Origin of the sequence: Methanocaldococcus infernus ME (assembly GCF_000092305.1) — an archaeon.
GTDB classification, from domain to species: domain Archaea; phylum AGJL01; class Methanococci; order Methanococcales; family Methanocaldococcaceae; genus Methanocaldococcus; species Methanocaldococcus infernus.
In genome coordinates this window covers 152,538-166,586 of record NC_014122.1, presented here as the reverse complement: position 1 = coordinate 166,586, position 14,049 = coordinate 152,538, and the positions used below count along the sequence as shown (strand labels likewise).

Annotated in this window: 11 protein-coding genes and 1 pseudogene; 6 read left to right on the top strand and 6 right to left on the bottom strand. The window is 29.9% G+C overall.

Annotated elements, in window-relative coordinates:
* The first annotated feature begins 2 nt into the window (after positions 1 to 2).
* Complete coding sequence (locus METIN_RS00860; RefSeq protein WP_013099592.1) at positions 3 to 824, top strand: hypothetical protein; 822 nt, start codon at positions 3 to 5, stop codon at positions 822 to 824.
* Here the strand turns inward: METIN_RS00860 and glyS are convergent.
* Together glyS and METIN_RS00850 are read right to left on the bottom strand one after the other, a co-directional pair.
* A complete protein-coding gene (gene glyS / locus METIN_RS00855) occupies positions 794 to 2,506 on the bottom strand; it encodes a glycine--tRNA ligase (RefSeq protein WP_013099591.1) in 1,713 nt (570 codons plus the stop codon). The genes METIN_RS00860 and glyS overlap by 31 nt on opposite strands.
* A gap of 11 nt (positions 2,507 to 2,517) precedes the next feature.
* Entirely contained in the window at positions 2,518 to 3,753 is a 1,236-nt protein-coding gene (locus METIN_RS00850) for a translation initiation factor IF-2 subunit gamma (protein ID WP_048203267.1), read from the bottom strand.
* Positions 3,754 to 3,838: 85 nt separating this feature from the next.
* Here METIN_RS00850 and METIN_RS00845 point away from each other — a divergent pair, with 85 nt between their 5' ends.
* Complete coding sequence (locus METIN_RS00845) at positions 3,839 to 4,603, top strand: hypothetical protein (RefSeq protein WP_013099589.1); 765 nt, start codon at positions 3,839 to 3,841, stop codon at positions 4,601 to 4,603.
* A gap of 5 nt (positions 4,604 to 4,608) precedes the next feature.
* Here METIN_RS00845 and METIN_RS00840 read toward each other — a convergent pair.
* Positions 4,609 to 5,627, bottom strand: a pseudogene (locus METIN_RS00840) (ATP-binding protein).
* 69 nt (positions 5,628 to 5,696) lie between these two features.
* On the opposite strand from METIN_RS00840, the gene METIN_RS00835 reads away from it, so the two are divergent.
* From METIN_RS00835 to METIN_RS00820, 4 genes are read left to right on the top strand one after another with little or no spacing between them, the layout of a single operon-like run.
* Positions 5,697 to 6,251, top strand: a complete 555-nt coding sequence (locus METIN_RS00835) for an endonuclease dU (RefSeq protein WP_013099588.1) — start codon at positions 5,697 to 5,699, stop codon at positions 6,249 to 6,251.
* Positions 6,248 to 6,796: a UbiX family flavin prenyltransferase gene (locus METIN_RS00830; protein WP_013099587.1), complete on the top strand. Its 549-nt coding sequence runs from the start codon at positions 6,248 to 6,250 to the stop codon at positions 6,794 to 6,796. The genes METIN_RS00835 and METIN_RS00830 overlap by 4 nt, the downstream gene beginning before the upstream one ends.
* Entirely contained in the window at positions 6,790 to 7,155 is a 366-nt protein-coding gene (gene hisI, locus METIN_RS00825; RefSeq protein ID WP_013099586.1) for a phosphoribosyl-AMP cyclohydrolase, read from the top strand. The genes METIN_RS00830 and hisI overlap by 7 nt, the downstream gene beginning before the upstream one ends.
* A complete protein-coding gene (locus tag METIN_RS00820) occupies positions 7,127 to 7,993 on the top strand; it encodes a TIGR00341 family protein (RefSeq protein WP_048203265.1) in 867 nt (288 codons plus the stop codon). The genes hisI and METIN_RS00820 overlap by 29 nt, the downstream gene beginning before the upstream one ends.
* Here METIN_RS00820 and METIN_RS00815 read toward each other — a convergent pair.
* Genes METIN_RS00815 through cmr1 form a run of 3 tightly spaced genes read right to left on the bottom strand, consistent with a single transcriptional unit; the run spans position 7,990 to position 14,049 of the window.
* Entirely contained in the window at positions 7,990 to 11,589 is a 3,600-nt protein-coding gene (locus METIN_RS00815) for a CRISPR-associated protein Csx11 (RefSeq protein ID WP_048203263.1), read from the bottom strand. The genes METIN_RS00820 and METIN_RS00815 overlap by 4 nt on opposite strands.
* 1 nt (position 11,590) lies before the next feature.
* Positions 11,591 to 12,730 (bottom strand): RAMP superfamily CRISPR-associated protein, encoded by a 1,140-nt coding sequence (locus tag METIN_RS00810; RefSeq protein WP_013099583.1) that lies wholly within the window; start codon positions 12,728 to 12,730, stop codon positions 11,591 to 11,593.
* Complete coding sequence (gene cmr1, locus METIN_RS00805; RefSeq protein WP_048203262.1) at positions 12,727 to 14,049, bottom strand: type III-B CRISPR module RAMP protein Cmr1; 1,323 nt, start codon at positions 14,047 to 14,049, stop codon at positions 12,727 to 12,729. Before cmr1 ends, METIN_RS00810 begins: the two co-directional genes overlap by 4 nt.

Genomic DNA, 14,049 nt, shown 5'->3' with positions numbered 1-14,049 from the left:
ATATGAGATCTAAAGAACTTGTAAAAAAAATTCTTTTAGATATTTATAAACACTTAGATGAATATTCCAAAGATGTTATAAGAGGAGACCTTGCAGACATTAAATTTAAAGGCTTCTACTTGGAAGGAAAGGAGGGAGAGAAGGTTTATATAAAAAGTTTAGATGATGTTGACAATTTAAAAGACTTTGATGTTATGGAGAGAGAATATATATTAAAGAGTGTAAATTTAAAGAATCTCAACATGGGCTTAGTGTTAATAACCCTCTCCTCAAGGAAAAGCTCTAACTATAAGTTTAGAGGAGATAATTATAAAGTGGTATATCCAACTCCAAGAGAAAATGTAACAGTTGATTTTAAAGAGAGGATTTTAAAGTGGATGGAGAAGAGTGATGATGAGTTAGATAAGGAAATTATAGACTTTGACAGTAGAATAAACAAAATTTTAGAAGATATCTTGAAAAAAACCAAATTTAGGAAGAATATTTCAGTCCATTTAGATGTCTTTATTGACCCTAAGATTCTTGAGAACTTTGTAGAGAGAGATAAGAAAAATATAACTATCTGGGTGCATCCTGTCTTTATGTTCTCTGATGATGAAGTTTTAAGAGGCTTATTAGCCTATGAGCTTTCAAGGGTTAATAGTAGGATTATAGAGAATGAGTATAAAAGTATTATAAAATATTGTAAGGAGTATAAGCTCTTAACCAACAAAACCTTAAAAATCTTGGAGAAGGTTAGAGAGATAGCAAACAAAAAGAAGGATGAAGAAAGTTTAGAAGAGATTGAGAAAATTTACAATGATGAAATCTTTGATCTTAAATAATCAACTAACTCCTCTATTTTAACCCTCTCTTGCTCTCTTGTGTTCCTATCCCTAACTGTCACAGTGTTATCTTTTAAGGTTTGGCCATCTACAGTTATACAGAATGGAACTCCAATTTCATCAGCTCTCATATATCTCCTACCAATAGCTCCACTGTCATCATATTCAGCAATTATCTTATTCTCTCTTAACATATCCCTTATCCTCTTAGCCAACTCAGGCATCCCTTCCCTATTAACCAATGGGAAGACATAAGCTTTAATTGGAGCTATCTCAGGCTTTAAGTCTAAGTAAGCTCTATCCTCTTCCTCTCTATATGAATGCTCCAATAGACAGTAAAAGATTCTATCTATCCCAAATGATGGCTCAATTACATGAGGAACTACTTTCTCTCCCTTTATCACTCTTTTAACCTTCTCAATCTTTAAATGCTCATTGGTTAATTTGAAACTTTTATCTCCTATGCAGATCTCTACCTCTCCCTTCTCATTAAGCTCTTTAACCAATTTTTCTTTATCACTAACTCCTAAATTTTTTAAATAGCTCTCTATAACCTTTGTATCCTTCTTAAAAATTTTTCCAACAACTTTATAGTTCAGCTCAATCTCATAATCCTCTACTTCTCTCTCCTCACCTTCAACAAATACACTTAAATCTTCCCCACTGTGTGCCATATGGCTCTTTAAATCATAATCTGTTCTGTCAGCTATTCCTACACACTCAATCCAGCCAAATCTCTCTGTGTAAATCTCAGCATCCCAGCAGTCTATGGCATAGTGTGCCATTTCATTTGGAAGGTGTTGTCTAAACCTTATCTTCTCCCTATCTATCCCAATCTCTTCTAAAAATTTCATAGTTTGAGCCATAAAATAGGCTATAGTTTGATGTCTAATTATTCCCTTATCAACAGCTTCTCCCAAGCTCATCTTTATAATTCCCTTTCCCTCCAACTGATGCTCAGCTGGAAGTAGAGGAAGGATTAAGTCTTTAACTTCATCAAATTTCTCATGCTCTTTCTTCTCAGGATGGACAAAGTATTCAATCTCTGCTTGAGTGAATTCTCTTAACCTTATAACTCCCTGTCTTGGGGAAATTTCATTTCTATAACTCTTTCCTATCTGAACTACTCCAAAAGGCAACTTATTCCTAAAAAATTGAGCTAATCTTTTAAATTGTATAAATATTCCCTGAGCAGTTTCTGGTCTTAAAAATCCTCTCCTTCCCTTTCCAGGCCCTATGGAAGTGACAAACATCAAATTAAATTTTTTAACCTCTCCAAATTCTCCTCCACACTTAGGGCATCTTATATTATACTTTTTAATAACTTCTTCAAGCTCCTTTAAAGAGAGGCTTTCAGTGTCTATATCAACCTGCTCTTCAATAATATGGTCAGCTCTAAAGTTTTCTAAGCAATTCTTACACTCAACTATTGGATCTGTGAAGTTATCAACATGCCCAGAGGCTTTTAAAACCTCATAAGGGGTTACAGTTGGACTTTCTATCTCATAAAATCCCTCTTTAACTATAAACCTCTCTCTAAATTTATTAATAATATTATTTTTTAGTAGGCAGCCAAGGGGACCATAATCAACAAAACCAGCAATTCCCCCATATATTTCAAAAGAACTCCATAAATAGCCTCTCCTCTTAGCTAAATCCATAACTTTGTCATATAAATCCATAATTCTCCCTCTTAACCTATAATTTCTCCATAACCTATTAGTCTCCACCTTGATCCAAACCTTCTACTTATGGCTACTTTATCTCCAATATCAGCACAGATTGGCAACTTTAATTTTATATCTGCTATGTCTCCTCTTGCTGAAGTTATAACCCCTACAGTTGTGGCTGTCCCTACATTCAAGACTAAAGGTTCTCCAGTCTTTAATGGCTCCATCTTAAGCTCTTCCTTTGAACCTACAACTCTCTCTAAGAGATGAGCCTTAATAGTTATCTTATCCCTAATCTCTGGTAATGTTCCTGGCAAGCCAACAACTGAGCCAGCAAGAGAGTCAGATTTTGTTAAGTAAGGATCAAGTTCAGTCCCAACCCCTATTAAACCTCCTGGATGAGCCTTTTTTAACATGGTGTCTCCAGCTGCTAAGGAAACTATCTTAGTCCTTAAAGGTTTCCAATATGTTTTATGCCCTTCAGTAACCTTAATCCCTGGCCTTATCTCTATCTCATCCCCTACCTTAAACTCTCCCTGTATAATGGCTCCACCTAAAACTCCACCTTTTAAATCTTTAATCTCTGTCCCTGGCTTATTTATGTCAAAGCTTCTTGCCACATACATCCTTGGAGTAGCCTTAGGATCTCTCTTAGGAGTTGGGATAAGATCCTGAATAGCCTTTAATAAAACATCTATATTAGCCTCATGGTGGGCTGAAACTGGGATAATAGGAGCATTCTCAGCTATGGTTCCCTTAACAAACTCTTTTATCTGTTCATAGTTCTTTAAGGCCTGTTCTTCATCAACCAAATCTATCTTGTTCTGTACAATAATTATTTTATCTATTCCCATAATTTCTAAAGCCATTAAATGCTCCTTAGTCTGTGGCTGAGGGCAAGGTTCATTAGCAGCTATCACTAAGATAGCTCCATCCATTAAAGCAGCTCCTGTTAGCATAGTAGCCATTAATGTCTCATGTCCAGGAGCATCTACAAAGGAAACCTTTCTTAAAAATTCAGTTTCAGCCAAGCAGTTAGGACATCTTGGCTTTGTTGTGTAAGTTCCACAGCTTGGACACTTCCTTATCTCACAGTCTGCATACCCTAACCTTATAGATATTCCTCTTCTAAGCTCTTCACTATGCCTATCTGTCCAAACCCCTGTTAATGCCTTGGTTAAACTTGTTTTCCCATGATCAACATGCCCAACCATCCCTATGTTGATCTCAGCCTGTTTAGCACTCTTTTTTCTTCCCATGGCTATCACCCCATTCAAGAATAAATATGAGAAGTATAAATAAATTTAAACTTTAACTATTTAAAATCTTATAGGTGAGGAACAAATGATAAAGATTTCTGCTTTAGAGGAAGTTAGAGGAAATTCAAAGGAGTTAGTTGTGAAGGAATTTAAAAAACTGACTGAAGAGATATTAAAGAACTATAAGGCTAAGCTATTGTATGAAGAGGAAGAAGAAAATGAGTTATATACAAAAATTGGAGAGTTTGAAGTAGAATTTAATAATTTTAAGGAGTATATAGACTTTTGCTTAAAATACACTCCTGATGTTGAAGTTTTAAAACCAGATAAGTTAGTTTTGGATGTTAAAGAAGTTAATGACATCTTAAGCTATATCATAGTTTTCTTCAGAGAGTTCATAAATAAGTATAGGATAGGATTTAATGTCATTATGAAAGAAAATATTAATTTAAATGTTGAAGAGTACAAGAAAGGAAAGCTTGGTGAGGAAGAAATTTTAAGTTATTTAAATGAAGGCTATGTAAGGGCTAAAATAGTGTTAGAAGGAAGAGGAAAGGATGAAGAAACTGTACTGAGAAATTTAATTTACACCTTAGAGGAAGACAACATTAAAGTTAGGAAAGTGGCAACAATAAATGAAGCTGAGAAAGGATTTGAGGGCTTTGTAGGGTTAGATATCTTATGTAAGCCATTAGACTTATTTATCTTAGCCTATAAATATCTTCCAGTGGCTCTAAGCATAGAGGAGGAAAAGTTAAAGCTTTCTCTTTCTGATATTCAAGATATTGGTAATGAACTTGGTGGAGCCATCTTTGAATTATCTCATGCTGCTGTTAGATCTCTCTTTTAGTGCTATTAATTGATTTTATATTTTATCTCTTTTATAGCGTGCCATTCAATTATTGATGTTGGTTTTACTATGCTGTTAATTACATCATAAAATAAAATTTCATTATTTACTAAGAATTTAAATTCGTTTATAAGTTCTTTTTTAATAAGTTCCTTAGCCTCAACTTTAACATTATTTTTAAATTTAGATAGGATAGTGTTTATTTTATCTTCATCAACGTTAGCGTTAGCCAATAGATATAAAAGCTTGTCCTTCTCAATATTTATCCACTTTTTTATGGTTTCTTCAACTGTTAAGCCAAGTTTTTTATTATTTATTAGTTCAGTTATTTCATATGGTAAAGAGAGGTAGTTTATAGCGTAATCTATCTCCTCTTCACTGAAGTTCTCTTCTTTTAAGATTTTTTAATGTCTTCTTTTTCTAACCAATCAATTAAATAGTATTCGGAAGCGTTTTTTAAGGAAGAATTTCTATAAATTTCTTCAATAAATAGAGTGTCAGAAGTTAAGCAGATGACATGGCACGAATGTCTAACTTTGGTTAGATGTACAAAGAGGTTAAATAGCTCGTTTAATAAAGATTTTTCTCCATTAAAGTAAATATTTTTTAACTTTTGAAGCTCGTCTATAATTAAAACTGGCTTTTTCCCCTCTTTTATAACTTCATTAATACTTTCATTTATCTTAGCAAAAACATCGTTTAAAGAGAACTCTTTAAAATTTAGCTCTCTCTCAACTCCGAATTTAAAGACTCCTAAGTTAAATTCCAGCTTATTAGGAACATATTTTTTATCAGATCTTTCAAAAAATATTTTAAAAAACTCTTCCTTTGTTGGTGTAGCATATTTCCTTAAATCATAGTAGAAAAACACTATATCTTTATTTCTAAGTTCTTCAATAACTTTAAGCATCACTGTCGTTTTTCCAGAAGATTTAGGGCCATAAACGAATAAAATAGAGTTTGGCTCCAACTGGCAATAAGTTTTTAGATATCTAACTTCTTTCTCTCTATTGTAGAATTTCAATTAGATCACCAAAAATCTTATTTATTTTTTAATTTAATAAAATTTAAATTAAAATTTTAGGGTACTTTTATGAAAAAAGAAATTGAAGTTATTGGATTTGATGATGCTCCTTTTAATAAAAAGGATAAAAAGTGTATATTAATCTCTGTCTATATGAGAGGGAATAGAATAATAGATAATATCTATTTTTCAGAGTTTGAGAAGGATGGGTTAGATGTAACCAATAAGATAATTAAGGTTGTTAAGGATAAGCACTATCCTAAGATAAAGGTTATCTTTCTCTATGGTATAACCTTTGGAGGCTTTAATATAGCTGATATTCATAAGATATATGAGGAAACTAAAAAGCCAACAGTTGTTGTTATTGATAAAAAGCCCAACTTTGAAAAGATATTTAAAGCCTTAAAACACTTTAAAGACTTTGAGGAGAGAAAGAGTTTGATAGAAAAAGCTCCAGCTCCTGAGTATATGGATGGGATCTATGTACAGTATCTTGGGATAGATAGGGAGAGGCTAAAAAGAATAGTAGATATTTGTAGGTTAAAAAGTAAAGTGCCAGAGTGTTTAAGAGTGGCTCATTTAATTGGTAGAGGGTTCCTATATTTAAAAAAGGAGAGAGAATGAGGATAGTTATAGGAATCAGTGGAGCCAGTGGAGTTATTTATGCCAAGAGGTTAGTGGAAGAACTTTATAAGAAAGCTGAGTTAGATATTATTATCTCTGATACAGCAAAAAAAATAATTGAGGAGGAGTTAGGGCTAAGTTATAAATACTTTGAAAAATTTGGAACCTTGCATGATAATAGAGATTTCTTCTCTCCCTTAGCCTCTGGCTCAAATAAGTTTGATGCCTTTGTAATAATCCCTTGCTCTATGAAAACACTCTCAGCTATAGCCAATGGTTATAGCTCTTCTCTCATTGTGAGGGTTGCTGACATCTCTCTAAAGGAGAGGAGAAAGTTAATAATTGCTCCAAGGGAGATGCCTTTTAGTAGTATACACTTGGAAAATATGTTAAAGCTCTCTAACTTAGGAGCTATTATCTTAGCTCCATGTCCAGCCTTTTACTTTAAGCCTAAGAGCTTAGAGGATATAGTTAACTTTGTTGTTGGGAGAATCTTAGATCTATTAAATATTGAGAATAACTTATTTAGGAGATGGAGATGTTAGAGGGTTTAAAGTGGAGAAATATAGAGGGGAAGAGATTAATTATAGCTATAGCCTGTGACAAAAATAAGAATATATTGATGACTGCCTTTATGGATGAAGAAGCTTTAAGAAAAACTTTAGAAACTGGCTACATGCATTACTACTCAACAAGTAGAAAAAAGCTATGGAAGAAAGGAGAGGAGAGTGGAAACTATCAGAAGGTTTTAGAGATTTATAAAGACTGTGATGGAGACTGCTTACTATTCATAGTTGATCAGAAGGGAGTGGCTTGTCATGAAGGTTACTACTCTTGCTTTCACTATAAGTTAAAAAATGGGAAGTGGGTTGTAGATGAGATATATAAAGATGATCATTCCTAAGAACTTGCTGGATGATGTTGAAAGAATTTTAAAGGATAATAATGCCTATTCCATCTCAGTGGTTGAGCCTATCAGATGCTCTATAAAAGATGGGGTTATAATTACATGTAATGCCAAGCCAAAGGATGCTGAGAAGATTATTATAAAATTAAGAGAGCTTGGCTTAGGAGAGAAGGGTTATGGCTCTCTAATCATGATGCCAGCCAATATAACATTCTCATGTAGAGATGAGGGTTTATCAGACACTAAGCTCTCTAAGTTAGAGCTTTTCTACAAAGCCCAGGATATGGTTAAGATCTCTGAGAAAACTATTATAAAGGTTGTGTTAGCTACAATTATGGGAGTTATTGGATTATTAGAAAATAGTATTCCTACATTGATAGGAGCTATGATTATAGCTCCACTTGTTGATACTGTTATGGCCAGTGCTATAGGCTCAGTTTTGAAGAGTAAAGAACTTTTTATTAAGGGAATGGCTAAAGAGTTGTTTTTTGTCTTTATTATCATTTTTTTATCTTTCTTGTTAGCCTATATCTTCCATGTTCCAGAGAAAACCTTAAAGATATATTTGGAAGAATCTCCTTTATTATTTAGTGCCATTGTTGCCTTAGTGGCTGGGATCTCTGGGGGGTTAAGTATAGCTGGAGGAAAGGAGTATGAGATGATTGGAGTTACCATAGATGTTTCTATCCTACTCCCCTCTATCCTCTTTGGCCTATCCTTAGCAACTTTAAATGAGCATTATATTTTACTATCTTTTATCTTGCTTGTGATTAACATTATTTTACTGGATGTTGGTGGCTATATAGGGATTAGTTATATGATTAAAAGGAGTTAAGTTTGCCCTAAACAGTAGTGCCAGAATTCAAACATATCCAAGAACATTAAGATTCTCTCTTTAAGCTCTTTTTCGTTTAATTCTCTTAAATATTTATGAAACTCTTTTACATTTTCAGTTTCTTCTAAGTCAAATATTTTACAAAGTTTTTTAGTTAGTTCTTTATTTTTGTTTAGCTTTAGGATGTTTATAAATAGAGTGGCTACATATTCCTTCTGCTCATTTAGCTCTCTCCTTAATGCAAGATCATAGAGCTTCTCTATTAGCTTGTGTAGAGATGTTTTAGTTGCATCTTCTGAGAAAGCTTCTTTAAATAGCTTGAATTTTTCCCAATGTAGTTCTATGTTGTAAGGTCTATTACTCTTTAATTCCAAAACTCTTTTTCCATTTTTGTTGTAAAAGATATCATTCCTTCTTATATTAGTCTCTAAAAATTCAAAGTCAAAAGTGTTTGGGATTATATAAATTTTGCTATTATTTGGAAACTTATCCAATGTAGAGATCCATTTTTTCCAATTGTTATTAGGCTTTATGTAGAAATTATATTCTTCTTTATTGTCTTTATTGTTCCAATATAGAGAATAATATTTTTCAGTATTGTTTATTTTTTCCTCTAATTTTTGGTTGGCTAATTTCTTTCTTTGTATTACACAAAATTCCCCAATAGGTGTTTCTTGATATAAATCATCTATATCTATATTGTCTCTCCTTATTTTCCTTAGAGCTTTTATTCCTATATATAGAGGAGATTTATAGTACTGAACTATAATTCCAATATGTAGAGGAAGCTTTCCATAAACAAATTTAAAGTTTTCATCATATTTTCTCATTATATTGTCTATCAAGTTTGGAACATATTCAGCAGGGATTATAAATTGCCAAGATATTGGAGTTGGTTTTATTATTGAGAAGTAAGGCTTATACTCTTTTATAGAGATGATTTTAGCTTTTACTTCTTTATCTTCTTTTTTATTTAGTTCAATTAGTTTAAAATTAAATTCTTTTTCTTTTAACTTAGTATTTATATAGTCTAAAATTTTTCTGTTAGCTTCTTCATTATTTTTCTTTAAATCTTTAAACATATCTTTAACTTTTTCATTTACAAAAGTTCTTAAAAAGTCCTCAATTGAAGAGATTAGATAGAGTTTCTTATTCTTAGCCCAGAATAAAACTCCTTTATATTCATATTCTCCTTCAGGAATATTTTTATCTAATTCAAAGATTAATCTTTTTCTTCTCCATTCTGGGATATTTAGTATATTGACTATATTTTTCTCTAACTCTTCAAAGAACTCTTGAGTATTTTCCCAAATTCTTCTTAATCTTGCTGGTGATGGATTCTTTCTTAATAAGAATTGTAAAATTAGTTCTGCTAAGAATTCTATATCTTCATTTGTTAGTTTATCCCATTTTATTTTTTCATTTTGCCAATCAATTTTTTCATTTAGTGAGGTTTGATTTATCCAATTTTCCCATTGTGTTCCTATAATTGATCCGAAAAAGATTTTTTCAAAGAAATCGTAAATGCTGTCATATTTTTTATAGTAATTTAATAATTCTTTATTAATGGTAAAAGGATACAACATAAATATAAGATCTTTAGTAATCTTGTTGTAGCAAATGTTTATTTCTGACAATTTTTTGATTATTAATTTTAAATCATTATTCTGTATTTTTTCTAACTCTTTGTCTAGGTCATTCACGTTTAACAATTTTTTGTGAATATTAGATATTTTCTCATTAATTTCTTTTAAATCCTCGACAATTATTTTTAATTCTTTTTCTTTTTTTAAATTCATATTTTCTGTAAGTTTTTTTACTAGATGAAATAACTCATTGGAGGTTCTTATTTTATTTAATTTTTCCATGAGTAGATCTATTTTTTCTTTAACATAATCACAATCACTAACATTATTACTATTAAAAAAGCTTATAAAACTAGAAATTAGTTTTTTTAGCTCAGTATTTTTCAGTTCATTGATAATTACATTTTTAATATTATCAGTATTATTAGTAAAATTTTCTAATTCATTTTTTAAAGTTAATAGATTATTTAAATCTGAATAATTTTCAATATAGTTTAATATTCTATTTTTTTCTTCTTCAATAATTCCATTTCTAATAAGTTCTTTTATTTTTTTTAATTCATTATCATAATTTTCTAATCCTCTATTTCCCAATAAACTATTCAACATATTTCCATTTAACCAATCTTGAAGCTCAAATTTCAAAGTTATTAAGGCTATGTTATTATTGTTATCTTTTAATTCGTCAATCCAAATAGTTTCTCCTTCTAAATTATTTATCCAATTATCTATCCTACCTTTTCTTCTTTTATAACAAGTTTCACAGATTTTTTCTTCATATTCTCTATTTTCATAAACTAATCTTGTTCCACAAACTTGACATACACCAACAGCACGTCCTTTTACTGTTCTTAAAAGACATAAATCTTTATCTTTCTTGCTTAAATCAGCTTTTAAAAAGTTTTCTTTAGCTTTTTCTAATAAATAACCTAAGTTCATTAAACCTCTTGAAGCCTCAGTTAAAAATATAGCTGGATAGAACTCATCTTCAGTTTTTTCTTTGAAGATTTTCAATATTTTATCTTCAAGTTCTTTATAATCTTCTTTTAATTTGACGAGGTTACTTCTATCATTTAGATCATCCCCTAAATCTTCACCAACTAAGAAATAAATTCCTGTTTCATCTCTATAAATCTCATTTCCTATTGGATACTTAACTTCTAAAAGATTTTTTATTTCATTATCTATCTCTTCAGCTAATTTTCTATAAAACTGGATATGGGCAACTTTTAATCCCTTTTCAGCTAAACCCAATTTATCATATTGAATTCCTAAAATTCTCCACTTTATTGAAGAGGGATTATTCATATATTTTTCTAATTTAGAATTATCCATAACGAGTTGTGCCAAAACAGCCTTAAACATGGAAGCAGTCATATATGCTTGATCCCATAGAGATACATCATTTATTGGAAATCTTGAATCACTTAAAAGTTTAGAATACCATTCTTTAATGTAATCAAAAATAAACTCTCTAATTTCATTCCATCTTTGATTTTGCTTATTTCCTGTTCCTTCCAAAAAGTTATTTAAAGCGTCAAAAAAGCATCTTCTTTTACAGTCAAAATAGTCAGAATCTATGATTCTTTTATAGCTTCCAAAGGCATTTGAGAGCCATAAAGGCGGCTCCAATTGCTTATTAGGGGAGCCTTTATCTATTCCTGAATTTATATTTTCACAACCTCTAAAGAATATTTTTTTCACAAAATTCTCTCTGCTTTCTCCACCTTTAAGAACTTCTAAAAATTCTGTGTTCCAAAAACCCAAATTTATGTTTATATTTTCAAAGAAGTTTTTTAGTTGTAGTGAAATTTCTTCTAATTCTCTATAAAAATAACTTTCTGCATATTCTTTATAAGAGGAAAACTTAAATTCTGATGCTTTATCAGGGAAATATTTCCTCCAAAACCCAAACCCTATATGAGTTTTCCCAAGATTAAAAAGTAAAGCCCCTATTTCAGCTTTTAAAATTTCATCTTTGTAATCTCTTAATTTTTCCAACTTGGACATTTTATTCACCATTAATAACTCTTATTTCAAATCCTAATTTATTTATCTCACTTTCATTTTCTAAGTTGCTTAAAACTAAACAAAATTTTTCTTCTAACTCAAATCTTCCCCAACCTAACTTAGTTTTAGCTCCTATGCCCAAGCCTGCTAATTTGTTAATTGCTTGACATAAATATTTTAAATCTTGTTCCATCTCTTTTTTAAGTTCATCACCACTTTTTAATAAGCCATCATAAGGAACATAAACCATTTGCAAAATTCCTTCAGCTTCTTTAGGAACTACTTCATAATAAACAGGATTTATTCCAGCTCTTTTTCTTCTATCATGATAATTTATAATTTCTAAACTTAATTGATCAAAATAAGTGGGAAAAATTATTAATCTCCCTTTATGGGTTTGAAATTCAGTAGGATAGAATTTATCTTTCTTTAGATCTTCTAACTTCTCTGAAATTTTATCTTTTAAATTTTCAAATAATTGTGTTTCAGAATTTGCATTTTTTATTTTATTAATTGTTTCAATGTCTAAAGTTAAACCTAACTCAAACAAAATAAAGTTTATAATAGACTTTTTTAATTTATCTAAATTTTTGCTTTTTTCTTTTAAATAATTTTCAATAGTTTTTATTTCTTCAGAACCTGCTCCAAAAATTCTTAGGTAGCTTTCAATTAATATTCTTTTTTCACTTAGATCCTTCTCTTTTAATATTTCCCTAAAAGTATTAGCTAAAGCTCCTTTCCAAGAGGAAGGTCTAACCATAGGAACTTTGAAAGCATAATCTTTAATAATTGGATTTTGAATAATATAAAATTCATCATCATCTTTTGAAAAGTATGGAGCATTTAATTTAAATTTTATCCAAATTCCAAAAGAATATTTTGGGAGATTTAATTTCTCCAAGTAATTTGCAAAATTCTCAAAATTATCAAAAATTCTAGATATTTGTTTGATTTTATTTATATCACCTATCGTATATGTATTACCATAGCTTTTAACAAAATTTTTATGGCCATTTAATTCTTTAGTTTTATTTTTAACAAAACCCCCTTTAAGTTTTACATAAGACTTTAATTTATTATTTGTTTCTCTAAAAATCTGATCACTATTTGTCTTATAATTGAAATAAAAATCATAATTCATTTTGATTCACCTTTATTCTCATAAAGATTTAAAACTCCTGCTATAGAGATAAATCCTCCTTTGTAAATACTACCTTCTTTACAAATAAAAGGTAGTATTTTAGAACCATCTCCTCCTCTACTTCCTAAAAGCCGATGTCTCAAATTTCTCCAAAGTTTTAATTCATTACATTTTATTTTTTTGCTATTACATAGAATTTCTTTATCTGGTTTAAACTCCTTTTTTCCATTTTTTCCTTCAAAACATTTTTCAAATAGTTTTTCACATTCATGCCTTAGACAATTTCTCATTTTCACTTTAATTTTTAATAATTCTTTTATTAAATTTAAGAAATCTTTATCTTTTAAATCTTCAATGTTTAGAAATGTTATATTTTTAGGAATCTTATTCTTTATTTCTTCAAGTTTTTTATCCATGTTACAGTGGAAATTATCAACTTCCAAAAACTCCTTTAAAAACTCTGAAGAATCAGAGTTTTTATTTAGTATTTTCTCAGTTATTACATCATTAATTTTAATTTTTCTAAATTTTAATTTATCTTTATCATTAAATATTTCAAAATTAAATTCATCTTTTCTCCAATCACTTTTTTCTTCCCAACTTTCACCTTCTTTTTCCTCTACTTTTAACACTTTTAACCTACCATATCCAATATTCCACTTTCCTCCCCAGAAACCATACTTTTCCATAAAATTTAATAAAGGATAAAAAATACTTTCCAATATTTTCTCCTCTACTTTAAAAATAACTTTAAATTTTCCATAAAAATATGGATGAGGAAAGAAAAAGAAAGAATACTCTTTTTTAGCGTTATTTAGTTTATCTTTAAAATATTTTCCACTATAAGAATTTATTTTATATAACCAATCTTCTCTTAATTTGTATTCTTCAATTTTTAAATTTTCTTTTTTTATTCCTATTGAATATGGTAAATTTAACTTATTTCCAAAACAATAATCTTTAATAGGTGTTATACTTTTTATTTCAATTAAACTTCTCCAATTAGTTGTTCCAAAAACAATAGCTGGGATAGGAATTTCTTGATCATTTGCTAAATATTTTAAAATAACCTCAATATTATTCCCATTTTCTTCAATAAACTCTTTTAATTTTTTCCTATTCACCTCCTTTTCAAATCTTCTTAAAGAAGCATTAAAATCATCTCCATTACAAACTCCCGAGAAATAACAAATAACTTCAAACCAAAATCTTAAACTACCTATTAAAGATGAAGGTCTTATTTCCTTACATTCGCCCCAAGCATCTCCAGTCCAAAGAGGAGTTATTGTTTCAAAAACTACTTCAACTTCTTTTTTCAT